The 24,122-nt window shown below is 42.3% G+C and carries 21 protein-coding genes; 12 read left to right on the forward strand and 9 right to left on the reverse strand.

What is annotated here, in order from left to right:
- On the reverse strand, positions 1 to 2,235 hold the full coding sequence (locus tag KQP93_RS15740) for an ABC transporter permease subunit (RefSeq protein ID WP_217875162.1): 2,235 nt from the start codon (positions 2,233 to 2,235) through the stop codon (positions 1 to 3).
- Positions 2,236 to 2,583: 348 nt separating this feature from the next.
- On the opposite strand from KQP93_RS15740, the gene KQP93_RS15745 reads away from it, so the two are divergent.
- The 3 genes from KQP93_RS15745 to ppx all read left to right on the forward strand — a co-directional run bounded on the left by KQP93_RS15745 (position 2,584) and on the right by ppx (position 7,053).
- On the forward strand, positions 2,584 to 3,090 hold the full coding sequence (locus KQP93_RS15745) for a glycine cleavage system protein R (protein WP_130050417.1): 507 nt from the start codon (positions 2,584 to 2,586) through the stop codon (positions 3,088 to 3,090).
- Positions 3,091 to 3,494: 404 nt separating this feature from the next.
- Positions 3,495 to 5,573: a polyphosphate kinase 1 gene (gene ppk1 / locus KQP93_RS15750; RefSeq protein WP_217875163.1), complete on the forward strand. Its 2,079-nt coding sequence runs from the start codon at positions 3,495 to 3,497 to the stop codon at positions 5,571 to 5,573.
- Positions 5,566 to 7,053, forward strand: a complete 1,488-nt coding sequence (gene ppx, locus KQP93_RS15755) for an exopolyphosphatase (RefSeq protein ID WP_217875164.1) — start codon at positions 5,566 to 5,568, stop codon at positions 7,051 to 7,053. Before ppk1 ends, ppx begins: the two co-directional genes overlap by 8 nt.
- A gap of 13 nt (positions 7,054 to 7,066) precedes the next feature.
- On the opposite strand, the gene KQP93_RS15760 is transcribed toward ppx, so the two are convergent.
- From KQP93_RS15760 to KQP93_RS15790, 7 genes are all read right to left on the reverse strand, one after another.
- Entirely contained in the window at positions 7,067 to 7,522 is a 456-nt protein-coding gene (locus tag KQP93_RS15760) for a hypothetical protein (RefSeq protein WP_194442164.1), read from the reverse strand.
- 142 nt (positions 7,523 to 7,664) lie between these two features.
- Complete coding sequence (locus tag KQP93_RS15765; RefSeq protein WP_217875165.1) at positions 7,665 to 10,769, reverse strand: efflux RND transporter permease subunit; 3,105 nt, start codon at positions 10,767 to 10,769, stop codon at positions 7,665 to 7,667.
- Positions 10,766 to 12,223: an efflux RND transporter periplasmic adaptor subunit gene (locus tag KQP93_RS15770; RefSeq protein WP_217875166.1), complete on the reverse strand. Its 1,458-nt coding sequence runs from the start codon at positions 12,221 to 12,223 to the stop codon at positions 10,766 to 10,768. Before KQP93_RS15770 ends, KQP93_RS15765 begins: the two co-directional genes overlap by 4 nt.
- On the reverse strand, positions 12,216 to 13,538 hold the full coding sequence (locus tag KQP93_RS15775; RefSeq protein WP_217875167.1) for a TolC family protein: 1,323 nt from the start codon (positions 13,536 to 13,538) through the stop codon (positions 12,216 to 12,218). Before KQP93_RS15775 ends, KQP93_RS15770 begins: the two co-directional genes overlap by 8 nt.
- A gap of 104 nt (positions 13,539 to 13,642) precedes the next feature.
- Positions 13,643 to 13,996, reverse strand: a complete 354-nt coding sequence (locus tag KQP93_RS15780; protein ID WP_217875168.1) for a hypothetical protein — start codon at positions 13,994 to 13,996, stop codon at positions 13,643 to 13,645.
- Positions 13,997 to 14,039: 43 nt separating this feature from the next.
- A complete protein-coding gene (locus KQP93_RS15785; RefSeq protein WP_217875169.1) occupies positions 14,040 to 14,654 on the reverse strand; it encodes a paraquat-inducible protein A in 615 nt (204 codons plus the stop codon).
- A gap of 54 nt (positions 14,655 to 14,708) precedes the next feature.
- A complete protein-coding gene (locus tag KQP93_RS15790; protein WP_254907686.1) occupies positions 14,709 to 15,986 on the reverse strand; it encodes an EAL and HDOD domain-containing protein in 1,278 nt (425 codons plus the stop codon).
- A gap of 183 nt (positions 15,987 to 16,169) precedes the next feature.
- Here KQP93_RS15790 and KQP93_RS15795 point away from each other — a divergent pair, with 183 nt between their 5' ends.
- Entirely contained in the window at positions 16,170 to 16,736 is a 567-nt protein-coding gene (locus KQP93_RS15795) for a PhnA domain-containing protein (protein WP_058583950.1), read from the forward strand.
- Between the two features lie 150 nt (positions 16,737 to 16,886).
- Complete coding sequence (locus tag KQP93_RS15800) at positions 16,887 to 17,696, forward strand: META domain-containing protein (protein ID WP_217875170.1); 810 nt, start codon at positions 16,887 to 16,889, stop codon at positions 17,694 to 17,696.
- Between the two features lie 55 nt (positions 17,697 to 17,751).
- Here KQP93_RS15800 and KQP93_RS15805 read toward each other — a convergent pair whose 3' ends face one another.
- Positions 17,752 to 18,591: a 23S rRNA (adenine(2030)-N(6))-methyltransferase RlmJ gene (locus KQP93_RS15805; protein WP_217876804.1), complete on the reverse strand. Its 840-nt coding sequence runs from the start codon at positions 18,589 to 18,591 to the stop codon at positions 17,752 to 17,754.
- Positions 18,592 to 18,831: 240 nt separating this feature from the next.
- Here KQP93_RS15805 and KQP93_RS15810 point away from each other — a divergent pair, with 240 nt between their 5' ends.
- From KQP93_RS15810 to KQP93_RS15840, 7 genes are all read left to right on the forward strand, one after another.
- Positions 18,832 to 19,062 carry a hypothetical protein gene (locus tag KQP93_RS15810; RefSeq protein ID WP_054552458.1) on the forward strand — a complete coding sequence of 77 codons (231 nt, stop codon included), beginning with the start codon at positions 18,832 to 18,834 and terminating at the stop codon, positions 19,060 to 19,062.
- Positions 19,062 to 19,349 (forward strand): cell division protein ZapA, encoded by a 288-nt coding sequence (locus KQP93_RS15815; RefSeq protein WP_054563511.1) that lies wholly within the window; start codon positions 19,062 to 19,064, stop codon positions 19,347 to 19,349. Before KQP93_RS15810 ends, KQP93_RS15815 begins: the two co-directional genes overlap by 1 nt.
- Positions 19,350 to 19,582: 233 nt before the next feature.
- Complete coding sequence (locus tag KQP93_RS15820) at positions 19,583 to 20,404, forward strand: MBL fold metallo-hydrolase (protein WP_440590079.1); 822 nt, start codon at positions 19,583 to 19,585, stop codon at positions 20,402 to 20,404.
- Between the two features lie 28 nt (positions 20,405 to 20,432).
- Positions 20,433 to 21,926 carry a LysM peptidoglycan-binding domain-containing protein gene (locus tag KQP93_RS15825; protein ID WP_217875172.1) on the forward strand — a complete coding sequence of 498 codons (1,494 nt, stop codon included), beginning with the start codon at positions 20,433 to 20,435 and terminating at the stop codon, positions 21,924 to 21,926.
- A 63-nt stretch (positions 21,927 to 21,989) separates the two neighbouring features.
- A complete protein-coding gene (locus KQP93_RS15830; protein WP_054563509.1) occupies positions 21,990 to 22,478 on the forward strand; it encodes an FKBP-type peptidyl-prolyl cis-trans isomerase in 489 nt (162 codons plus the stop codon).
- Positions 22,479 to 22,487: 9 nt separating this feature from the next.
- Positions 22,488 to 23,213 (forward strand): SDR family NAD(P)-dependent oxidoreductase, encoded by a 726-nt coding sequence (locus tag KQP93_RS15835; RefSeq protein ID WP_217875173.1) that lies wholly within the window; start codon positions 22,488 to 22,490, stop codon positions 23,211 to 23,213.
- Positions 23,210 to 24,052: an amidohydrolase family protein gene (locus tag KQP93_RS15840; RefSeq protein ID WP_217875174.1), complete on the forward strand. Its 843-nt coding sequence runs from the start codon at positions 23,210 to 23,212 to the stop codon at positions 24,050 to 24,052. Before KQP93_RS15835 ends, KQP93_RS15840 begins: the two co-directional genes overlap by 4 nt.
- Positions 24,053 to 24,122 lie beyond the last annotated feature (70 nt).

A 24,122-nucleotide genomic window follows, 5' to 3' on the forward strand; every position in this document is an offset into this window, starting at 1 on the left:
CTACATTGAACTGTATTTTTCACGCAGCTGCTGACGAACAAACTCAGCCACTGTGTTGAAAACGAATGTGAATATGAATAATACAAATGCTGCTAAGAATAGGATGCGATAATGCGAGCTACCTACCTCAGACTCTGGCATTTCTACCGCGATATTCGCTGCAAGTGTTCTCATACCCTGGAAAATACTCCAGTCCATAATAGGTGTATTACCTGTTGCCATTAGTACAATCATTGTTTCACCTACAGCACGGCCTAGACCCATCATTACTGCTGAGAAGATACCAGGGCTTGCTGTTAGTAGTACTACGCGAACCAATGTTTGCCATTGCGTTGCACCGAGTGCTAATGAACCGTTTGATAAGTGCTTAGGAACACTGAATACCGCATCTTCCGCAATTGAGAAGATCGTTGGGATAACAGCAAAGCCCATCGCAATACCAACAACTAGCGAGTTACGTTGGTCGAATGTCATGCCTAATTCATTAGTTAGGTACTGACGCACATTACCGTCAAACATCCAAAGCTCAATTGAGTTACTCATCGCAAACGATAGCCAACCAATAAAGATAACCACTGGGATAAGTAAAATTGAATGCGAACCTTCAGGAACACGGTGACGAATCGACGCCGGTAGCTTGTTCCAGCCGAACGCGGTTAATAAGATACCAATTGGCAGCAACACCAATAATCCGACAATCGCTGGTAAATGTTCTTCAATTAATGGCGCTAACCAAAGACCCGCTAAGAAACCTAGAATTACCGTTGGTAATGCTTCCATGATTTCTACTGTCGGCTTAACCACTTTACGTAGTTCACTCGACATAAAGTAAGCCGTGTAAATTGCCGCTGAAAGCGCAATGGGTACAGCGAATAGCATTGCGTACATTGCCGCTTTAATCGTACCGAATGAAATTGGCACTAATGAGAACTTAGATTCAAAGTCATCACTTGCTGACGTTGACTGCCAGATATAACCCGGCTCAGGGTAACCTTCGTACCATACTTCTTGCCATAGCGCAGACCAAGTTACTTCAGGGTGCTCGTTATGGATTTCAATTACTTTTAACGCATCATCAGCAAGAATAAGTGCCGCATTTGAACGTGGCGCAATTGCAAAGTTTTGAATTGCACCGTCGCTTACTTTACCTTGCCATAGTTTTGCATCACTGGTTGTGTAATAAATACCTAGCTCACCGTTAGCACCTGCTGTGAAGAAAGTACGACGGTAGAACTCTGTAAAAATGTTTAGTTTCGATTGCTTGCTGGTTTCAAAAGCACGAATCTTTTGGAACTGGCGACCATTTTCAGTGTTTACTTCAAACCACTGTGATACTTCGCCATTATCGTTAGCAAGCATCAGTGAGTTTGCACCCGCTAATAGCTGAGTTGAAACTAGGTTCGCGTTTTCTTCGTTAGCTGCAAGCAGTTGGATTTGCTCAACTTCAGAAGGGTAACGAGTATCATATACGTAAATTTGATTTGCTGAACGCACGAATGTACGTGTTGTATCAGGTGAGATTAATAGCTCATCAACACGACCTTCAATATCAAGCTCTGTGCGCTCAACAACCCACTCTACTTCGCCGGTGAACATATTTTCTTCACCCACAAAGCTGCTAAATAAAACGCGTTTGTCAGCCGTTAAAGCAACAACCGCTGTTTTATCTTCGTAGTGGCTAAATGCGAATTTAGTGATTGCCGCACCTTGCTCATCAACTTCAAGCGCCATATCACCCAATGGGTAATCTAAACGCGGTGTTAACTTGCGTTGGTTGTTTGGGAATGTCACTAGGAATTTTGGCGCAACCACAACCACAGAGCCATTCTCTAGGCCGTATGCGTATTGCCCCTGAAACGGTGCAGAGCTTGCAAAGCTGCTCACATCGCTTGGTAATTCTGTATTAAGAGTGGTGATCTTTTTACCAAATTGCTGTTTTTCAACATTGTAAAAGTCCACATTACCTTTTTTACCGAGTAAAAAGGCAATCTCTGTTTGTTCTTCAATGCCAAGACCCACAACTTCTGACGCATTTTGTAGTTTTACACTATTACGTGTCTCTACTTTTGCTGACTCAAAAATAGGTTGAACAACATAAAGAAGGTAAAAGAATATGAGTAACAGTGCTACTAGCACCATTACGCCACCTGCGGAAATACCCCACTTGGCAAACCTGTCTTTAAATAGACGGCTTCTATCCGTATGAAAGGTAGGTTTATTCGGATTGGAAGTCATCAAAACACCCTTAAATCTTAACGTGGCGCGTATTATATTTCACCAAGATGACAGTAATGTTACAAACGTCATAATTCAGTGTAATAAAGCGAGTATTTCAGGGACGTATTTTAAACTTAAAAAATGACCAAATTGCGACATTAATCTGCGTATTTATAACGACCAAATTAACAAGCTAACAAACTGTTATAACTAATTTTTTATAACTATATGGAAAAAATTGGACAAACAATAAATCTGCATCAATACTCAAGATGACTTATTTTTTTCGACAATAAGAATCATTTTTAACCAACGCCTCCTTCCTTTTATTGCATTTTTCAGAGGCATTTTTATAGAGATATAAGTATGAAGCAGTTAGTTATTACTATTTTGGGGCCAGACAAACCCGGCCTAGTTGAAGACCTTTCAGCCACAATTTTAAACCATCATGGTAACTGGTTAAGCAGTAATTTGAGCCACCTTGCAGGTCACTTTGCTGGGATCATTGAGGCAGCAGTACCTGAAGAGCACCTGCAAGAGCTGCAAGACGCATTGCATAGTTTGCCGTATTTAGAAATCAGAATTGAACGCGGCGCTGAAATACTGCCAGAAGAAAAATCTGAACAAATCAATTTTGTCATTACTGGTAACGACAGACCTGGCATAGTACAAGAGCTTGCCAGCGTTATTCGTCACAAAGGGGCGAATATCACTCACCTAAATTCAAAACAACAAAGTGCACCTAACTGGGGCGTACCAATTTTTAGTGCTGTTGCCACCGTTGCTTTACCAATAGGCATGAACAAGGACGAAGTAATCACGGCACTCGAGTCTATTACCACAGACTTAATTGTTGATATTGAGGACGCATAACAAGCAAGTTTATAGGGATATTTAAACTTAAACTAAGCTTTAAAATTAACGACATACATGTCACAAAACTGACATGTTGAATACTCAAACTACCTCTAGATACAGAATTCAGCGTTTCTCTGGGGTTTAATATCAAGGCGTTACTTTGCAGGAATGGCATTCCCTTTTAAAAAGTAACAACGCAGAGAGTAAGCTCCAGAGAAGCGCCCTATGGGTTGGTTTAAAAGCGATTTATACTGCGTTATTGAATTTAACAAGGGAACAACCATTCTTTGCATTCAATGCCTTGCCTAAATCGCTTTTAACTCCAACTGAAACGGAATCTAGAGGCAGCTTGAGTATTTTAATACAACCGTCATCTGCATCCTCTATATTCTAACTAGCTATAAACGTTGGAAAACCAGATGAACGCATCACACTCTTCTCAAGCCGTTAATTACTTTGCCAAAGAGCTAAGTTGGCTGTCTTTTAATGAACGCGTGCTGCAAGAAGCCAAAGATAAATCGAACCCGATTATTGAGCGCATGCGCTTTTTAGGTATTTACTCAAACAACATGGATGAGTTTTTCCGTGTTCGTGTTGCCGATGTAAAACGTCGAATTTTACTTAATAAAATTCCTGATGCGAACTTTGAAGAAGACGAGATATTACTTCATCAGATCCAAAGTAAGGTGCTGCAGCTTGGTAAAAAGTTTAACCAAATTCATAAAGACATTTTAAATGACTTAAACGAGCATAATATTCACGTTGAGTTACCTGAGGAGTTATCTGAATTTCACTTAAGTTGGCTGAGAAAATTCTTCCACGACAATGTACTACAACACATATTACCGATTTTACTCTCTGAAAAGAAAGACTACTCAGATCAAATCAACGACACCATGACCTATTTGTTCGTCGAGATGACCAACCAAAAAAGTCATTATGCCATGATGGAAGTGCCCACTGACCGCGTATCTCGCTTTGTTATTTTACCACCAGAGAAAACACGCCGTCACAAAACCATTGTGATGCTAGATGACATCATCGCCTACTTTATTCGCGATGTGTTTAGCAGCTTTTTTAGCTTTGATGATATTCAATGTTATGCCATCAAATTGACCCGTGATGCCGAATACAATTTAGATGACGAGCTTGAAGAGGGCTTGCTCGATAAAATGTCAAAAGGTCTAAAACAACGTATTTCTGCTGAGCCTGTGCGCCTTGTTTATGATGAAAGCATGCCAGCTGAAATGCTTAAAGTAATGAAAAAACGCCTTAATATAAGCCAACATGATGCGCTGATCCCCGGCGGTCGTTACCGTAATTTCCGTGACTTTATTGCGTTTCCGAATGTTGGCCGTCAGTACTTAGAAAACAAACCACTGCCTGCATTACAAAGCACGGCTTTTAACAATCACTCAAGTGTGTTTGATGCTATTTCAGAGCAAGATATTTTACTTTATTACCCTTATCACACCTTTAACCATTTACTTGAATTTGTACGCCAAGCAGCATTTGACCCAGATGTAACCCAAATTAAGGTCAATATTTATCGCGTTGCGAGCCAGTCTCGACTTGTCTCTACGCTTATTAATGCGGCAAAAAATGGCAAACACGTAACAGTAATGGTTGAGCTGAAAGCGCGCTTTGATGAACAAAACAACATTGAATGGGCAAAAACACTGAGTAATGCCGGTGTTAAAGTAATTTTTGGTATTCCTGCTCTTAAAGTGCACAGTAAGTTGTGTGTTATTCACCGTAAAGAAAAGAACAACATAGTGAAGTATACCCATATAGGCACGGGTAACTTCCACGAAAAAACCGCCAAAATCTACACTGACTTTAGCTTATTCACCAAGCATGAAGGCATTAGTGAAGAATGCGATAGCGTGTTTAAGTTTATTGAAAGTAGCTATAAACCATTTCAATTTGATCACTTGATGATTTCGCCAGTCAACGCAAGACAAACTATTATGTCGCTAATTGATGCTGAAATAACCAATGTAGAACATGGTAAGGCTGGGCGAATTACGCTAAAGATAAACAACCTTGTAGATAAAGAGCTGGTTGATCACCTCTACTTTGCCGCAAGACGCGGTGTGAAAATTCGCATTATTGTCCGTGGCATGTGTTCGTTAGTGCCCTCTGCCGTTAACGAAAATATTCGTATTATTAGTATCGTTGACCGCTTTTTAGAGCACCCTCGGGTGATGGTGTTTCATAATAATGGCGACGAAAAGGTTTATATTTCATCGGCAGACTGGATGACCCGTAATCTTGATCACCGTGTTGAAGTAGCCGCACCGATTTATGATGAAAAGTTAAAACAACTTATTATTGATATTCTTGAGCTACAGTTTAAAGATAGAACAAAAGCACGCATAATCGATAGCGAACAAAAAAACAGCTATGTGCGCCGCGGCAATCGTAAGAAAATTCGTTCGCAAATTGCTATTTATGACCACCTTAAGAAATGGGAAAGTAACTATAATAATGAATGATTATCCCTCAATTGCTGCCGTTGATTTAGGCTCAAACAGTTTTCATTTAGTGGTGGCAAGAGAGGTCGATGGCTCTTTGCAAATCTTACATAAAGAGAAACAGCGCGTTTACTTAGCTGACGGTTTAGATGATAAAAATCATTTAAACCAAGAAGCAATCGAACGCGCGCTGGCCATTCTTAAGCAATTTGCGACTACCTTGCAGGACTTCCCCTTAGAGAACGTCAAAGTGGCCGCCACTTACACATTACGCCGAGCGAAAAATATTTATTCGTTTTTAACCCAAGCAAGTAAAGTGTTTCCTTACCCAATCGAAGTAATATCGGGGCAAGAGGAAGCCCGATTAATTTACCAAGGTGTTGCCCACTACATTCATCACGATGAAAACCGCTTAGTCATTGATATCGGCGGCGGCAGTACCGAACTCATCATTGGCAAACACTTTAAACATAAATTACTTACTAGCCGCAATATGGGCTGTGTTAGTTACACCAAGCAGTTTTTTGCAGATGGACAAATCACAGCTAAGCGCTTTGCCAAAGCTGAGGTTCGCGCAGAGCAAGAACTCGAAGTGATCTTTGCCAACTACCTGTCGGCTGGCTGGCAATCAGTGGTGGGAACATCAGGCACTATTAAATCTATCCTTGCCATGATCAATGCTAACGATGCCGAGCAAGAGCTGATTACATTAGAGCGATTATTAGAACTAAAAACTCAGTTTATTGCAGCCAAACAAATAAAAGCGCTACAAATTGAAGGTCTTACACCTGAGAGGCAAGTGAGTATTTGCGGTGGTTTAGCTATTTTAATTGCAGTATTTAGGCTGTTTAAAATCGAAGCGTTGCAATACAGCGACTTTTCACTTCGTGAAGGTCTACTTCATGAAATGCAGCAAAAGCTCGCCCACAAAGATATTCGCACTAATACCATCGCGAACCTATCTGAGCGTAATGCTATAGATAAAGAGCATGCTAACCGTGTCTCGACAACTGCAAAGTGGCTGTTTGAACAAGTAAAAGAAGCATGGCAACTTACCGACCCTGACTATATCAACTTACTGGATTGGGCCGCGCAGCTGCATGAAATTGGCTTAGGAGTTAATTCATCAGGAATACATAAGCACAGCGCGTATATCGTTGCGAATAGCCAATTACCTGGCTTTACGCAGCAACAACAAACCTTGCTTAGTTGCATGATCCGTTTTTATCGGAAGAAGATCCGCTTAGAAGAGTTTCCGGCACTGCATACAATGCAGCATTATGAAATATTGCAGCTTATAGTGATTTTACGCTTAGCGGTACTACTGAACCAAAAGCGTATTACCGATCAAGGTTTTAAACTTGAGGTAACAGCCAAGCAAAATAGTATGTTCTTGAAGTTTCACAATAAGTGGCTTAAAGAACATACCTTGCTTTTAGCTGACTTACAGCAAGAGCAAAAATACCTTAAAAAAGTCGGCTTCTTACTCGATTTTCATTAAGCTGATTAATCTATTACATATCCATATGACGATTTGAGCTTTGCATCATTTGCTTAAGGCCTTGATGTTCAAGCTCAAGTAAACGTTCGAGCTTTTCTTTACTTTGCTCTGTATCAGCTCGCGATACCAAGTATTCGTATAAGTCGATTACCTTTTGATGTTGCGTGGTTAAGTAAACCTGAATCGCCTTTTCATCAATTTGCTGATCTGTGCTGATATCGTTAAAAGTAATTAGCTCTGGGTTTTCAGCAAAATACTCATAGCAATAGGTATCAAGTGTGTTTATTTCAGTAATGGCTTTAAAGCCAACGAGATCTTCTGCTAGTTTCTTCTCATATTGCAGGTAATAGTCCACCAGCATTTGATTATGCTCGTCCAGTAAGTCTTTAACACTGTGGAAATTGGCTGCCATTTGAGTATGAAATAACACGGTCCAATCATAAACTTGTTTTATTGTTTTAACTTGCATGTGCATTCCTTATTAAAATCAATTTAATATGACTTTGCATAAATCACACCAGCAATAAAAACATTAATTTTCATAACCTTAAAAATCAAGTGTGTAACTTAAAGCAAGTAAAAGCGTACAAGTTACACACTGACTGTAAAATTTATAGGTGGCGTTTACGCCATATAAAGTAAAGCGCAGGTAACACAAGTAGCGTTAAAACTATGGCACTGAGCATCCCACCGACCATAGGCGCGGCTATTCGGCTCATCACCTCACTGCCCGTTCCAGTGCCATAAAGTACTGGCAGTAGACCAATGATAATAGTGGCAACTGTCATCATCACAGGTCTAACCCGAAGACCCGCACCATTGATAATTGCTTGGCGCAGCTCTGTAACCGTGAACTGTGCTGATTGCGCTTTAGCATCTTGATAAGCTTGGTTGAGATAAACCAGCATGATCACGCCAATTTCCACAGCAACCCCAGCTAAGGCAATAAAACCAACCCCAACAGCAACCGAGAAGTTAAAGCCTTCAAGGTACATCAGCCAAATACCGCCTATCATCGCAAGCGGTAAGGTCAGCATGATCATTGCCACCTCAATAAAGCTCCTAAAATTGAGGTATAACAGCACCACAATAATTGCCAAGGTTAATGGCAATACATAACTGAGTTTAGCTTTTGCGCGCTCCATATATTCATATTGCCCCGCCCACGTAATTGAGTAACCAGCAGGTAGCTCGAGTTGCTCGTGCAGCGCTTGTTGCGCATGCTCAACATAACTGCCGATATCACTGCCTTCAATGTCGATTAAGCTCCAGCCATTAATGCGGGCATTTTCACTTTTAATACCCGGCGGGCCATCTTCGATAAAGACATGGGCTACATCAGCCAATGCGATACGCTGTCCGTTTGGTGTCACTATCGGTAACAACTTAAGCTCTTCTGGCGAGTCGCGATAATCTTGTGGGTAACGTAAGTTAACTGGGTAACGCTCCTGCCCTTCAACAGTTTCGGTCACATTCATACCACCGATAGCAGTAGCAACAACCTGTTGCACATCAGCAATGTTTAAACCGTAACGCGCAGCCTTCTCACGGTTGATATCGACTTTGATGTAACGACCGCCGGCAACGCGCTCTGAATAAACCGAAGCCGTGCCCGGTAAGTCTTTTAATATGACTTCAATTTGCTCACCGATTTTTTGAATTTCACTCAGCTTTGGCCCTGCAACTTTGATCCCCACAGGCGTTTTAATGCCAGTGGCAAGCATGTCGATTCGCGTTTTGATTGGCATAACCCACGCATTGGTAAGTCCTGGGAAATTAACCAGATTATCGAGCTCTTTTTTCAGTTTCTCGGTTGTCATACCCTCTCGCCACTGTGACTTTGGCTTTAACTGAATAAAGGTTTCGATCATGGTAAGCGGCGCAGGATCTGTGGCAGTGTCTGCACGACCTACCTTACCAAACACCGACTCAACCTCTGGCACACTGGCAATTAACTTATCGGTCTGCTGTAAGATTTCACGGGCCTTACCAATTGAAATACCTGGGTACGTAGTAGGCATATACATTAAGTCGCCCTCATCAAGAGGAGGAATAAACTCACTGCCAATTTTATTAACCGGGTAAAAGCCAATAACAGCCAACACTAAGGCCAGTACCAATGTTGTTTTCGGCGCTTTTAACACCGCGTTTAATAACGGTTTATAGGCTGCCACCAATAAGCGGTTTACTGGGTTTTTCTGCTCCGAAATAACCTTACCGCGAATAAAGTAGCCCATTAATACCGGCACCAGTGTAATCGCTAAACCAGCCGAGGCAGCCATTGCATAGGTTTTTGTATAAGCCAGTGGCGAGAACATGCGCCCTTCTTGTGCTTCAAGAATAAACACTGGCATAAAGCTGACAGTGATAATTAATAAACTAAAGAATAACGCGGGCCCGACTTCTGCGGCTGAGTCCATCACGACTTGCCAGCGGTTCTCATCGGTCAGCGGGGTTTTCTCCATATGCTTATGCATATTTTCGATCATCACGATAGCACCATCGGTCATTGCACCAATGGCAATCGCTATCCCGCCAAGCGACATGATATTGGCGTTTATACCTTGCCAATACATCACCACAAAAGCCGTTAAAATCCCCATTGGCAGCGTGATAATGGCTACTATCGATGAGCGTATATGGAATAAAAACACTACACACACTAAGGCCACGACGATTAATTCTTCAATTAGCTTTGAGCTCAAGTTATCAAGTGCTTGGGTAATAAGGTTTGAGCGGTCGTACACAGGGATAATTTCAACCCCCTCAGGCAGGCCTTTTTTGAGCGACTCTAGCTTTTCTTTTACTAGTTTGATGGTTGCTTCGGCGTTTTCTCCAAAGCGCATCACCACTACACCACCAGTTACTTCACCCTCGCCGTTTAGTTCGGCAATACCACGGCGCATTTGCGGCCCAAGTTTTATATCAGCCACATCGCGTAATTGCAGTGGTGTGCCATTGGCATTAGTACCCAGCGGAATGGCTTCTAAATCTGCGACACTTTTAATATAACCTGTGCTTGATACCATGTATTCGGCTTCAGCCATTTCGACCACTGAGGCACCGCGCTCTTGGTTACCTTGCTTAATTGCTGTTTGAATTAAACTCAGCGGAATTCCATAAGCACGCAATTTATCGGGGTCGACATTCACCTGATACTGCTTAACCATGCCGCCAACCGAGGCTACTTCTGATACACCTGGCACAGTTTGCAGCTCAAACTTTAAGAACCAATCTTGCAGGCTTCGTAGCTGGCTAATATCGTGCTTACCGGTTTTATCCACCAGCGCATACAAGTAAATCCAACCCACCCCAGTTGCATCAGGGCCAAGTTCAGGCCTAGCTGAATCAGGTAAGCGAGCACTTACTTGACTCAAATACTCTTGCACCCGACTACGGGCCCAATAAAGATCGGTGTCTTCGTTAAAAATAACGTATACATAAGAGTCACCAAAAAACGAAAAGCCCCTTACCGTTTCAGCTCCCGGCACCGACAACATGGCTGTAGTGATAGGAAACGTTACTTGGTCTTGCACCACTTGAGGCGCTTGTCCTGGGTAAGACGTTTTTACAATAACCTGTACATCAGATAAATCAGGCAAGGCATCAACTGGGGTATTCTTTAAAGAAAAAATCCCAAAGCCCGCCAACATTAAAGACAGCAGTAATACAAAGAAGCGATTACCGACTGACCAGCGGATCACGGCAGCTATCATTGCATTTCTCCTTGCATAGGGTGGCTCATGGTCATGATGTCAAAAATCACAAACTCACCGTCTACCAACTTAAAGGTAAAATGCACTTCATCATCGCTTTGCAAACTAGACATATCAATGCGCGGCGAAAAATGAAATTCCATGGTTGCAGCCTCGCGTCCCCACTTAGGGATAGCCTCACGACTGATCACAGCAGTGCGAGCTTCGCGGTCAATACTGTTGATCACGCCATTTACCATTGCGCTGTCACTATCAGGTTCTTGCATACGCATAAAGTCAGAACTCTTACTTGATTCGGAATCTATTAAGAACTGCGCTGAAACCACTACGTTATCGTCTTTTAATAAGCCCGATAAAATCTCAACATCATGATTATCACTACGGCCTAGCGTCACAGCCACTGATTTAAAACGCCCTTCACCTAAATCAATCACGACACGGTCTTGGCTACCGGTGCGGATGACCGCTTCTTTAGCGATGACTAATTGCGGCTCAGTCGGCTTGGTGGTAATACTCACTTCAGCAAACATATTCGGTTTGAGTAAGCCGTCTTGGTTGGCAAAGCGTAAGCGCACGCGAAGGGTACGGTTTTTCTCATCAAGGGTTGGGTAAATATAATCGACCTCGCCCTGCCAGCGTTTGCCCGGTAAGTAATCTAGGTTCATAGTCACTGGCAAGCCTTTATGAATGAGCCCTGCTTGGCGCTCAAAAACTTCCGCCTCAACCCACACTTCTTCTAGATGAGCAATACTCATCATGGTTGTGCCAGGTTTTACGAAGAAGCCTTCGCGGATATTTAGCTCATCCAATACGCCACTTTGCTTGGCGTAAAAGGTAATGTTTTGTCTGACCTTTTGGCTTTGCTCTAATCGCGCAATAAAATCGTCAGAAACATTCAGTGAGGCTAAGCGTGCTTTTGCCGCACGTATAAGTACTGCATTGTTACGCTTAAGGGCAAGCAGTAGCTCTTCTTGTGCATTCACTAGCTGTGGAGAATACAAGGTATAAAGTGGCTCGCCTTGCTTAACTTGGTCACCTGCAGCTTTTACATATAAGGTTTCTATCCAACCTTCGACACGAGGGTGAATATGCACGAGTTGGTCTTGGTCGTATTGCACATAACCAACCGTATCAACGGTAGTTTGTAATGATTTAAACCGCACAGGCGCCGTTCTTACCCCTAAGTTATTAACGACTGCTGGTGAGATTCTCACAGTACCAGGGCTGTCTTCAGCGCTACTTTGCTCCTCATAAACGGGGACTAATTCCATACCCATTGGTGATAAACCCGGTTCATCACGTCGGTAATTACTGTCCATAGGCGCCACCCAATATAAGGGCTTTTTCTCAGCGCTTGGCATAGCTTCATGATCTGGCTCAGCTAGTTTATTTACAGCCGTTGCCAATGCCGCACCTACCGCCAAGGCGATAACTAATTTCACTGTGTTATTCATTGGTAGCTCCTAGGCTTTGTGCTGCATTTATTTGGTTATCTTTTGCTGCTGCGTAATAGTTAAGGCGAGCGAGGGTAATTTGTTTGTCTATTTCGATATTCAACGCATCAATTTTTGCGTTAAGTTCGCTGATGCGTGCGCGCATCACTTCTGAAAAGTCACCATCATCGTTGGTGTAAGCATTTAGAGTCGCCTCAGCTTGCTCTGCCATTTGCGGTAATAGCTGCTGTTGATACAGCGCTTTGCGCTGGGCAAGTCGGCTTAGTTGGCTAAGCTCTTTAAAATACTGACCTTGCAATTTTTGCAGGGTAATAAACTTGTTGGTTTTTACCGCCTCGGCATTAGCTATTGCGGCATTAACTTGTTGATCTTGGCGATTATCAGTAAACAGCGGTAAATCAACACTTACCCCAATAGAGAATAAGTCAGCGCGAGAGTCACCCATCGGGGTATCATCACGATAGCCATAGCCTAGGTTCATACCAAATTGCGGCTTATATGCTTCTTTGGCCACTTGCACTTGGGTGTTTTTGGCACGCATAGCATGATCAATCGCGATAATTGCCGGGTGATTCATCAGCACTTCAGTCACCCCCGATGGTGCAAGCTCTTGATAAGGCATTACTGCGGCCACCTTGGTATTTTCATCGCTCACGGCACCGTTTAGCATTTCAATAGGTAGCCATTGAGCTAGTCGTTTTTTTGCACTATCAAACTGTTGCTCTAACATCACCAGCTTATCTTCAAGCCGAGTCAGCTCTAGCTGAGCGCGAATAATATCCTGCTGGCGAGTCGCACCAAGTGTATTGGCATAGCTTGCTTCTGTAATATCAATAAGTTGATTAAATAAGGCTTTATCTTGATTGATAAGTTGAATGCTTTTTTGTGCGCGATAGGCATTTAGCCATGCCTCGCTAACAATGGCTTTAACCTGTGCTTGGCGGTCTGCTCTAAGCCAAGGGTATTGCTCAGCTGATTGTTTTAAAGCTTGTTGCTGTAAGGCAAGGCTATCACCTCGGCTAAATTGTTGTGACAAGCCCACTTTGAATTGCGTCATACCCTCTTGATCAAAGGCAAAACCATCGGTTGGTAAGTTCATGAGTCCAACGGTTAATACTGGATCAGGTAAGGTACCGGCCGCAATGCTTTGCGCTTCAATCGCCTGTTGCTGGTATTTATTTGCCTGTAACCAAGGCTCGTGAGTCAATGCATAATCAATCACCTGATTGAGTGCCAACGGCTCTGCTTTCACTAAACTTGAGGTTATCAATACTGCGCCTAGAGAAAGCGCCTTAATTAATTTGCTGTGAATCATCACATGCTCCAAAAATCTTAAAAATGGTTAAAAAACAATAGATTTTGGTTGCAGGATGAGGTGTATTTCAGTGTTTTGCTGAATTTTAGACAGACCTATCCTGCTTAAGCAGTAATAGGTGGGCGGTATAAAGAACTTGTGTGGAACCTAAGCTGGCTTGCGCCTAACACGGTGACTTTTTCTGATTGCTTAATTGATTTAACAACTAAATCATTTAACGGCAGGAGTGAATGAGCTGTACAGGCATTAAACGGACACGCACAATCGCTGTTATCCATTACGTCTTCATGGCAACAATCCATATCACTCATGTCGTTGTCAGCGCTCATATTAGCATGATGATCCATTTGCATGCTGCCATGTGGCATATCACACACCATAGCAACAGACGCAACTGACTGACTCACAAAAGTGAGCAGCATCATAGCTATCAATAAGTAGCTTGAAAGTCGCGTCATCATCATACCTTAAAAATTAATTGCCCAAATTGTAGCCCGAAATTTACGCGCTCGACAAGGGCTTATCTATTTTTATACTACTGCTAGCAGCAATAGCAAACAGGCAATAGCCAGTAAAATACCAAAATCCATCGCCCAGTTCGGCATGCATTTTTATTAGCTCGCCCATTTGCCCATCAGCATTACCTGCTAAATAAGACACGATCAATGCAATCACAAACACATCAACCATGCTCCATTTACTTAGGCCTTGTATGAGTTGACCGAGCAAATGCTTAAATCTATTCACCGGTAAGAAACAATAAAGCAATTGCATCAGGAGTTTTAAAGTGGGAATAACAATCGAGAACACTGCAACAAGCGCGGCGACAAGGTAGTTTTTGTTATTGGCAAGCTCATTCACGGAGCCCCAAATGCTGCGTGTTTTTTTATAGGCATCAATTTCACCTTCAAGCTTATCGAGCCCCAACATGCTGGATGCCATCATTAACACGCTACGGGTATTGCGATCGCCTTCATCGGCAATCATTTCAATACCTGTTTTGGCAAGCTTCGATTTATCAATTTTTCCTTCTAGGGTGAGCACAGGCTGGGTTACACCGGGAATTAGTAACGCCAAGGCAATTAAAATAGCCAGAACCGGAAAAACAACACGCATTAGTTACAAACCTTCTTAATACTCAGAGCCCGCATCATAACGAACTCTGCGCTTTTAGTCTGTAACTGATGATAAGCTTGCGAACACTTCATCGGCATAAGCACGAGCATCGTACATAGCTTGAAAAACCACATCCATTTTTGACGCAGGACGGATCATCATTAGTAGCTCATGGGCAGTTTGCCACTGCTCTTCTTCCATTGCTTTAACTAGTTGTAAGCTCGCACCTTGCATGCCATTAAAGTTTAATAGTGCACTTGAAAGCTCACTACCCAGTGAAAACTCTTTGGCAATGATATCAAGTTCCATATCTAAAATAGCATCAAGTACAGATAGTAAACCGACTAAATAACCTTGCTCAGCAAGGTCTTTACCGCCGGGTTCAAGCATCAGCGCAATAAATTTAGCTCTTGTTAAACCAAGTTTGGTCAGTTCTTGCGGTTTATCATTGCCTAATTCGCTGAGCGCTAGTACCCGCACAAATTGCCTAATCGCATCTTCACCCAGGTAAATAACTGCTTGCGAAATTGAACGAATTGTTTGCTGACTATTGCTGATACGCGCATTAACTAATTTTAAAATGCGTGCAGTAAGGCCTATATCTTTAGCAACCCGTTGCTGAATAGCATCAAAGTTTAAATCTGTTTGCGCAGTACAGTTAAGTAATTCAAGCACGGCAACTTTTGATGGTTCAACATTACCAAAACTTAAAAGCTCTGGCTTGGCAAAAAAGTAGCCCTGAAACAGGTCGCAACCTGCCGCTTTTAATTGTTGAAAGTCCTCATAAGTTTCAATACGTTCCACAATAATAGTGATCTCTGGCAAGCTACGTTTGAGCTTTTTGATCATCATGTTGGTTTTGATAATCGGCTGTGTGACCTCAAGCTTAATAAAATCCATCAAAGGCAAAATATCTTGCCACTTTTCTGTGCCATCATAGTCATCAAGCGCGAACAAATAGCCTTCTTGTTTTAATTGCTTAACGCGGTTTACTACTTTTGGAATGCTAGTAGCCCGCTCCACTATTTCGATAACCGCACTGCGTGGTTGCAGCAACTTAGGAAAGTCATCCAAAATAGCGTCGGTCGATAGGTTGATAAACGCAGGTTGAAAACCCGTTAGCTTCTCGAGTCCCATCAACATTAACGCGTTAAAAAACAGTCGCCCCGTTGCTTGGCCATCACTCGTGCCTACTGGAAAGACATTATCGCTCGATTCTCTATACAATAATTCGTAAGCATACAAACTTCTATCAGCATTAAATATTGGCTGCCGGGCTATATACTGAGTCACGCTCTGACTTTTGTTACCTTCCATACTTAATTCTGACATTCTACTTCTCACTTAGATGTGGCTATCTCCACATTACTATTGTTATAAGTATAGTGAAAGATGTTTGCCTTGCTAAATCATTATATTCATACCCCCACAATGACTAGGGATATTCCGCTTTGGACCTGCTTTTGCTATAATGCGCGCTGTTTTTCTTACCTTGTTAACTAAAAAGAGCCTCCTATGAGCATTGAACAAGCCCTAATCGAACGCAGTAATAACCAATGTGAACTTTGTGCCGCTACAGATAACCTATCTGTATACGAAGTGCCGCCTGTTACAGAGGCTCATTCTGATAAATGCATTTATGTTTGCCAAACTTGTAAAGATCAAATCGAAAACAATGCCGATTTGACTGCAAATCACTGGCACTGCTTGAATGACAGCATGTGGAGTCAAACACCCGCTGTACAAGTTGTGGCTTATCGCATGTTAAAGCGATTAGCTGCTGATAACGGTTGGGCACAAGATGCACTAGATATGATTTACCTTGAAGAAGACACGTTAAAATGGGCGCAAACAGCCCTAGCTGAAGATGACGATATTAAACACATCGACAGTAATGGTGTTGTACTTCAAGCGGGTGACACAGTGACACTCATTAAAGATCTTGATGTGAAAGGCAGCAGCCTTGTTGCTAAGCGTGGCACAGCAGTAAGAAACATTGGCTTAACGAGTAACCCAGAACACATTGAAGGCCGTGTTGATGGTCAACGCATTGTTATTCTAACCAAATACGTGAAAAAATAACGAGCACTCAATTTGCTTTTTAAAGCGAATCCGTAATTAAGAAAATGGGCCTAGTGCCCATTTTTTGTTAATTAAGCTATGATTAAGTCAGCGAACTTTATGCTTATTCAATTACAAAGACGCATAACCCTAAAACGCAAGGAAAAAATCATGGCTTCGGATACCATCTCATCTTTCAAACGCGCTTCTCTATGCAGTTTAATGATCTTAGGGAGCAGCTTAGTATTAACAGGTTGTGGTGAAGACTCTGCCGCACCACAGGCTGAGCAATCAACAATGAAAACCCTCAATACTCAGGTTATTTATTTAGACCGCAGCATGCTGCCACCGGGTTCAGTATTAAAAGTACAACTTGCTGATGTATCAAAAATGGATGCCAAAGCAGAGGTTATCAGCGAACAAGAAATTGAATTAAATGGCGCACCGCCATATAACGTGGCACTTGAGTATGACGAAAGCAAAATTGCTGATCGTCATCGCTACAGTGTGAGTGCACGCATTGAGAATCAAGGTAAATTACTTTACATCAGTACCACTCATAATAATCCATTTGCCGAAGATGCGACGGATGATGTGTACAAAGTGACAGTGACAAAAGTATCAGCGAAAAAGCCAGACGTAACATTGACCAATACGTATTGGAAAGCAGTTACCATCAGCGGTGAAGCTATCACCGTTGAAAATAAAGAACCTTTCGTACAGTTTAAAGACGATGGTTCAACCAATGGTCACTTAGGTTGTAATAACTTTTCAGGTAGTTACGAGGTTAACGAGCAGACGCTTACATTCAACCCATTAGCAAGCACCAAAAAAATGTGTGTAGCACAAATGGATATTGAAGCGGCCATGTCTGCAGCACTTGCAGCCACAGCTAAATACTCTATCAATGGTGAACAGTTAACCTTGTTAGATGATAGTGATGAGCCACTTGCGACCTTCGCTGCGACTTATATGAATTAACAACAGTTAAATAAAAAACGCCCAGCAATTGCTGGGCGTTTTTGTATTGAAAAAATTATTCTTCAACTAACTGTTCACTCCGATAAAAACCGCTGCTATCGCTTAGTAATGAAACAAGTTCTGGTAATACCGCATCCATTGTTTGCTTTAGTTTCCACGGTGGGTTGATCACTATCATACCCGATGCTGTCATACCATGAACGTCGGTATCAGCCTCTGTTGCAAGCTCGAAAAGCTGAATGTTACGCATACCCGATGCGATTAAACCCTCTTCCATTCTGTCAATTCGCTCACGATCTACAACCGGATACCAAATCATGTACGTTCCAGTTGCAAAGCGTTTATGCGCCTTAACAAGAGTGTTAACAACCGTATCGTAGTCGTTTTTAATTTCGTAAGGAGGGTCAATAAGCACACAAGCTCGACGTGATGCTGGTGGTAATAAACCAATTAAGCCTTGAAAGCCGTTTTCACCACGTACGCGAATAGAACGCTTACCTTTCATATTGTCTTGCAGTAACTGTAAGTCACGAGGATGCAACTCAAAGAACCAACCGTTATCTTGGCGACGTAGAAAGTGCTCTGCAATTTTTGGCGAACCAGGGTAAAAATCTAAATTACCATTTGAGTTAAATGATTTAATCAGCTCAATATACTCATTAAGTGCATCATGCTCACTGTTGTGCTGCCAAAGCTTAGCAATCCCATCTAAATACTCTTGTGTTTTTTGTGCATCATTGCCTGCAAGTTCAAAAAAGCCAGCACCTGAGTGGGTGTCCACATAATCAAGTGGTTTGTCTTTAATTGTTTGGTATTTAAGAACTTCAGCTAGAACAAGGTGTTTTAGCACATCAGCAGGGTTGCCTGCATGAAAAGAGTGTCGATAACTAAGCATATTTATAAATCGCCAAATGCAAAACTGCATTAAAAATGAATAGCCATATTGTACATGATAAACAGAAAATGATCCTAGCATCTGGCACTTTAGTGAATCATAAATGAATAAAAAAGCCGCTACGCTGAATTACACCTTAATAATAAATAAAAATCCCCTAAAACGGCCGTAAATGCTGGCATATCAAGACACTTTCCTTTACATTTGCATGACAATAATCACAGTTTTATGAGCGCATTTATGAATAACGAAACCCTTTCCCAACTCGAACAACTGATCGACAAATTAATCCTTCGCAACAGCGAACTTGAAAGTGAAGTAAAAAGCCTACAAGAACAAACCGCTAAACTTTTAGATGAGAACGAAACTCTGCAACTTGAAGTACTCGAAAACGAAGAGAAACAAAAAGATACAAGCAGCACACTCACTGGTCTGCTTGAGAAATTGCAAAGCGTTCAACAGGCTAGCTAATGAGCGGCCCACAAAGTCAGCGGGTCACCGTAGAGCTACTAGGTAAAGAGCATGAGTTCTCTTGCCCACCTGGGCAAGAGCATGCCCTAGTTGCTGCTGCACAAAATTTGAATGACTTAGTGGAGCAAATGAAACAACGCTCATCGGTTCGCAATGATCAAAAAGCGTTGCTGATGGCAGCATTACATTTAAGTCATGAATTGCTTGAAGTTAAATCGCAACAAGCAGAACAAGAGCAACAACATGACAGTTTAATAGATAAGCTCAGCCAACACCTTAGTATTTAGAAAAAAGCGCATCCTGCGCTTTTTTTGTTTACAATCAATTCTACTAACCACTATCAGAGCGAAACACTATGCGATTTTGTGCTTTTTTGATCTGTCTTTTCGTAAGCTATAGCACCCAAGCTAGCGTTAGCTGGCATAGCATTACTCCCGAAATCCAATTTCTACAACAACAAAATAAACTGCGTTTTTACGATTCGAATCAAGTGCTGATAGAAGGTAAAGAATGCGCATTAATGTTTGATGCCAGTGGTAACTTTGCCGAAGTAGAAAAGCTCGCAGAGCAGCTAAAAGAACGCTTAAAAACACCATTATGTTATTTAGTAGCGAGCCATTATCATGATGATCATCTGCTAGGCTTGGCCGTTTTACAGGCTGAGTTTCCAAACGCTAAACTCATTGTGCATCAGCAAGTAGCAACAGAGTTTTCAGCAATGCAGCAAGCATTAACTGATAAGTTAGATGGTTATGAAAAAAGTATTGAATTGAGCTATCAACGCCTTGCCAATCAACCTGAAGATCAACAAGCTATTTGGCGCGACAAACTTGAACTTGCTAAAAAACGCTTATTTCGCTGGCGAGAGCTCACCTTAAAGCCACCGGCGATTAGCATTACTGAATCAACAAAGCTAAACCTTGGTAACTACCCCATCGTTATTACACCGTATCAGGCGCACACTAAAGGCGATCTTACTTTAAGTGCAGATCAAGGTCGCGTGCTGTTAGGTGGCGATATAGTCGACAGCTTACCCTATCCTGGGCATGGTACGTTTTCTAGCTGGATAACCGCGCTGCAAGGTATCCAAAAAAATACCACACTGACAACTATTTTACCGGGTCACGGTAAGCCGCTGACACCTGCTGAACTTGCGCTCCCTTTAAGGTTTTTAAAAACCATTCAAGAGGTGACAAAATCAGCACCAAATAAACCTGTTGGTGAATTAATCCTACTTTTTCCTACAGAGGTTAAACAGCAATACCAGCTCGATGAAGTGGGTGAAAGAGCATTTTCTATGTTTCTAGAAGCTGGACTTAAACAAAGCAAATTGTCAAAATAGGGCTAAAATAGTAAAAGGATTTTATTATATGGCTCAAGTAAGTTTGAAATATTTACTTTGGTTGAGCTTAGTTATTGGAATACAGGGATGCCAACTAACTCAGCAAGAAACAGATGAGCAAGAAAGGCCAAAGGTTTTTAGCCATTATGAGCCCAACTTAACGTCTGAACAAGCAACTAGCGAATTTGTCGATTCAACTGTCGTTGAAGCGCCCTCCAAGGCTGTGCCATTGCCTGCTAACGACACGCCCTTACCCAACCCTCGCTCGAAAGATCTATGGCAGCATATCGCCAACAATTTAACGCTGGTATTTCAAACCAATAAACATACATCTGCACGGGTAAAATGGTATTTAAAACAACCCAATTACCTGATTAAAGTGAATAAACGTGCTGCGCCCTATTTGTACCATATCGTCACACGTATCGAGCAACAGAAGCTACCGATGGAGCTAGCCCTATTACCCTTTGTTGAAAGTGATTTTAGACCTACAATACGTTCATCAGAGCAAGCCGTTGGTGTTTGGCAGTTAGTCGGCGCGACGGCTTATCATTTCGGTGTGCAAAGCGACCAGTGGTATGACGGCCGTCAAGACATACTCGCTTCAACCGATGCCGCTTTAGCTTATTTAAGTTACTTACATAAACGTTTTGATGGTGATTGGCTGCATGCCCTTGCCGCCTATAACAGTGGTGAGGGACGCGTTAAAAAAGCTATCGAAAAAAATAAAAGACTTGGCAAGAAAACTGACTATTGGTCGCTATCGCTACCAAAAGAAACCGCTGAATATATTCCTAAGCTTTTGGCACTTAGCTATTTACTAAAACATCCTGACCAAGGCCTGAAACGCCCAAAATTAGCGAATAAAGCGCTCACCACAGAATTTGATGTTGGCCAACAATTTGATTTTTCGGTGATCGCTAACTTATCTGGCGTGGGGCATAACCAGCTCCACAAATTAAACCCAGGATACTTAAAAAACCAAAGTTCGCCAAATGGTCCACATACTCTGCTTTTACCTATGGAGCGCCGCACCTTGTTGCAAAGTAAGCTGTTTCGCAACAACTTTGCCGGTGAGTATATAGTGCAAAAAGACGACACCCTTTATGGCATTGCCAGACGCTTTAATATGTCTGTAAAGAACCTTAAAGCCCTTAATAGCAAAACAAGTAACCTGATTAAAGTCGGTGAACAATTGCGATTATCACAGCCCCAAACCATGCCTGAATCATTACTAGTTGATTACAATATTAGCCCTTACCTTGAACAGCATGAGGAAGTCATCGCAACCATTGCGGTTGATTACCTCGTCAAACCAGGTGATTCTATTTGGAGTATCAGTCAGCTATACGACGTGCCTCATAAAGACGTTGCAACGTGGAATAAACTCAGTGCCACCAGCATTTTAAAACCAGGCACCATTTTGACATTGCACCTACCGCAAGCAAAACCCGCTGAGCCGCAAGTACCGGCCAGTGAAGCTATGTTGTCAGGCATTGAAAGCTCGTTGAAAAAGCCTTGATTGCTCACTCTTTGTGGTTAGCGTAAAATCAGCGCCTATATTTAAATTCTAAAGAGAAATAACATGCAGATCAGTAAAGACGCAGCGGTTGAGTTTCACTACACTCTTAGTGAAGCAGGCGAGCAAATCGAATCAAGTAAAGATGGCGAGCCACTTTCATATATCCATGGCACTGAAGGCATGCTTCCTGGTCTTGAAAAAGCCCTTGAAGGTAAATCGGCTGGCGATAACTTTAGCGTAACACTTGAGCCTAGCGAATCTTACGGCGAGCGCGTTGATAACCTTATTCAACGTATTCCACTTAAGCACTTACAAGGTAACACAAAAGTGTGGAAGCCTGGTATGACTGCAATCGTTCATTCAAACCAAGGTCGCCACCAAGTGACTATCGTTAAAGTGGGCCGTTTCAATGCAGATTGCGATTTAAACCACCCATTTGCTGGTAAAACACTGACGTTTGATGTTGAGGTGATTAATGTTCGCCAAGCAACTGCCGAAGAATTATCACACGGCCACGTGCACGGTGAAGGCGGTTGTGGCCACAGCCACTAAGGGTAAATGATGACAAACGTTGCAATTGTCACTGGTGGCAGTAAAGGTATTGGCAAAGCTATTGTTGAGCGTTTAGAACGTGAAGACTACACTGTATATAACTTAGATATCACCCCGTCTGAGGGCAACTATCGCCACTGTGACGTTAGTGATACTCAGCAAGTGAAGTCGGTTATTGCCGATATTATTGCACAGACGGGTCGCGTCGATGCCTTAATCTCTAATGCGGGTCGTCATTTAAGTGCCAACATTGAAAATACCGATGAAGCAACGTTTGATGCCCTGTTTGCGCTCAATGTGAAAGGTGCCTATGCAGCAATTCAAGCTGTATTACCTAGCATGAAAAACCTGCAAGGCGGCAGTGTTGTATTGGTTGCCTCTGATCAGGCAATCATTGGCAAACCAAACTCGTTTGCTTATAACCTCACCAAACATGCGCTAGCTTCAATGGCAAAAACGACAGCACTCGATTATGCGGCGTTTAACATTCGTGCTAACGCAGTGTGTCCGGGTACGATAGAAACACCACTGTTTCATAATGCGATTGATGCATACTGTCAGCGCAGTGGTGCCGATAAAGCTGAGATTGTTGCTGAAGAAGCCGCACTGCAACCGCTAGGCCGTTTAGGGCAACCAGAAGAAATTGCTGCTTTGGTGAACTTTTTAATAAGCCCAGAAGCGAGCTTTATTACTGGTAGCTTACAAAGCATTGATGGTGGATACACCACGCAATGAGCGACAAGATTATTGACCCCCATGTGCACTTTTTTAACCTCACTGAGGGTCAATACACTTGGCTACAAGGTAGCAATCCCCCCCCTTGGCCAAATTTAGATAAAATCAAAAGGCAAATTACTACCTCAGAACTTAAAGCTGCTTGTCCATTTCAACTAGAAGCGCTGGTGCATATTGAAGCTGGCTTTGATAACCAAGCGCCAGTGAATGAGCTTAATTGGCTTGCAACGCATTTAAATGACATTCCCTATCGCGCAATCAGCTACAGCGCGATTGACGCATCTAGCAAACACTTTGAAGCGTCACTCAATGAGTTAAAGCACTCATCTTTGGTTGGTATTCGCGATATAACCGAAGGTGATGAAGCAAAGCGCTTATTAACTCCTCACTGCCAAGATAACCTAGCCATGCTCGCAAGCGAAAACTTACACTTTGAAGCACAGTTTGAAATTGAAAACATGCAGGTAACCGAGCAGCTTATTAAGTATTGCACCGCACTGCCATCATTACGTGTGGTGATTAATCATTTAGGCTTTATTAGTAATGAGCAAAGATGGCTCGAAGCAATCATTAAACTCAGCCGCTGCGATAATATCGCGATAAAGTTCTCAGGGTTAGAGTTCACGCAAATAGCCGTAAACAAGCATCTTTGGCTGGTTAATAATTTAGTTAAGTACTTTGGTGAACATCGCGTGATGTTTGCCAGTAATTTCCCTGTTTGCCAAATAAATACCAGTTACACAAACTGCTGGCAGCACTACCACTCACTGTGCTCACAGTCGAGTTTATGGCATAAACTAAGCTATAAAAACGCCCACGAAATCTATCTACTTGCTTAAAAAATAGCTATATTCAATAAAGTTAAAACTTATAAAGCGGACAAGCATCAAGTCTAAAACCTGTTTGCTT

Origin of the sequence: Pseudoalteromonas shioyasakiensis, assembly GCF_019134595.1 — a bacterium.
Lineage (GTDB): Bacteria > Pseudomonadota > Gammaproteobacteria > Enterobacterales > Alteromonadaceae > Pseudoalteromonas > Pseudoalteromonas shioyasakiensis_A.

Bases quoted from the DNA above. Each gene is read 5' to 3' on its own strand.
- KQP93_RS15740 (WP_217875162.1), bottom strand. From the start codon at position 2,235: ATGACTTCCAATCCGAATAAACCTACCTTTCATACGGATAGAAGCCGT.
- KQP93_RS15745 (WP_130050417.1), top strand. From the start codon at position 2,584: ATGAAGCAGTTAGTTATTACTATTTTGGGGCCAGACAAACCCGGCCTA.
- ppk1 (WP_217875163.1), top strand. From the start codon at position 3,495: ATGAACGCATCACACTCTTCTCAAGCCGTTAATTACTTTGCCAAAGAG.
- ppx (WP_217875164.1), top strand. From the start codon at position 5,566: ATGAATGATTATCCCTCAATTGCTGCCGTTGATTTAGGCTCAAACAGT.
- KQP93_RS15760 (WP_194442164.1), bottom strand. From the start codon at position 7,522: ATGCAAGTTAAAACAATAAAACAAGTTTATGATTGGACCGTGTTATTT.
- KQP93_RS15765 (WP_217875165.1), bottom strand. From the start codon at position 10,769: ATGATAGCTGCCGTGATCCGCTGGTCAGTCGGTAATCGCTTCTTTGTA.
- KQP93_RS15770 (WP_217875166.1), bottom strand. From the start codon at position 12,223: ATGAATAACACAGTGAAATTAGTTATCGCCTTGGCGGTAGGTGCGGCA.
- KQP93_RS15775 (WP_217875167.1), bottom strand. From the start codon at position 13,538: ATGATTCACAGCAAATTAATTAAGGCGCTTTCTCTAGGCGCAGTATTG.
- KQP93_RS15780 (WP_217875168.1), bottom strand. From the start codon at position 13,996: ATGACGCGACTTTCAAGCTACTTATTGATAGCTATGATGCTGCTCACT.
- KQP93_RS15785 (WP_217875169.1), bottom strand. From the start codon at position 14,654: ATGCGTGTTGTTTTTCCGGTTCTGGCTATTTTAATTGCCTTGGCGTTA.
- KQP93_RS15790 (WP_254907686.1), bottom strand. From the start codon at position 15,986: ATGTCAGAATTAAGTATGGAAGGTAACAAAAGTCAGAGCGTGACTCAG.
- KQP93_RS15795 (WP_058583950.1), top strand. From the start codon at position 16,170: ATGAGCATTGAACAAGCCCTAATCGAACGCAGTAATAACCAATGTGAA.
- KQP93_RS15800 (WP_217875170.1), top strand. From the start codon at position 16,887: ATGGCTTCGGATACCATCTCATCTTTCAAACGCGCTTCTCTATGCAGT.
- KQP93_RS15805 (WP_217876804.1), bottom strand. From the start codon at position 18,591: ATGCTTAGTTATCGACACTCTTTTCATGCAGGCAACCCTGCTGATGTG.
- KQP93_RS15810 (WP_054552458.1), top strand. From the start codon at position 18,832: ATGAATAACGAAACCCTTTCCCAACTCGAACAACTGATCGACAAATTA.
- KQP93_RS15815 (WP_054563511.1), top strand. From the start codon at position 19,062: ATGAGCGGCCCACAAAGTCAGCGGGTCACCGTAGAGCTACTAGGTAAA.
- KQP93_RS15820 (WP_440590079.1), top strand. From the start codon at position 19,583: ATGTTTGATGCCAGTGGTAACTTTGCCGAAGTAGAAAAGCTCGCAGAG.
- KQP93_RS15825 (WP_217875172.1), top strand. From the start codon at position 20,433: ATGGCTCAAGTAAGTTTGAAATATTTACTTTGGTTGAGCTTAGTTATT.
- KQP93_RS15830 (WP_054563509.1), top strand. From the start codon at position 21,990: ATGCAGATCAGTAAAGACGCAGCGGTTGAGTTTCACTACACTCTTAGT.
- KQP93_RS15835 (WP_217875173.1), top strand. From the start codon at position 22,488: ATGACAAACGTTGCAATTGTCACTGGTGGCAGTAAAGGTATTGGCAAA.
- KQP93_RS15840 (WP_217875174.1), top strand. From the start codon at position 23,210: ATGAGCGACAAGATTATTGACCCCCATGTGCACTTTTTTAACCTCACT.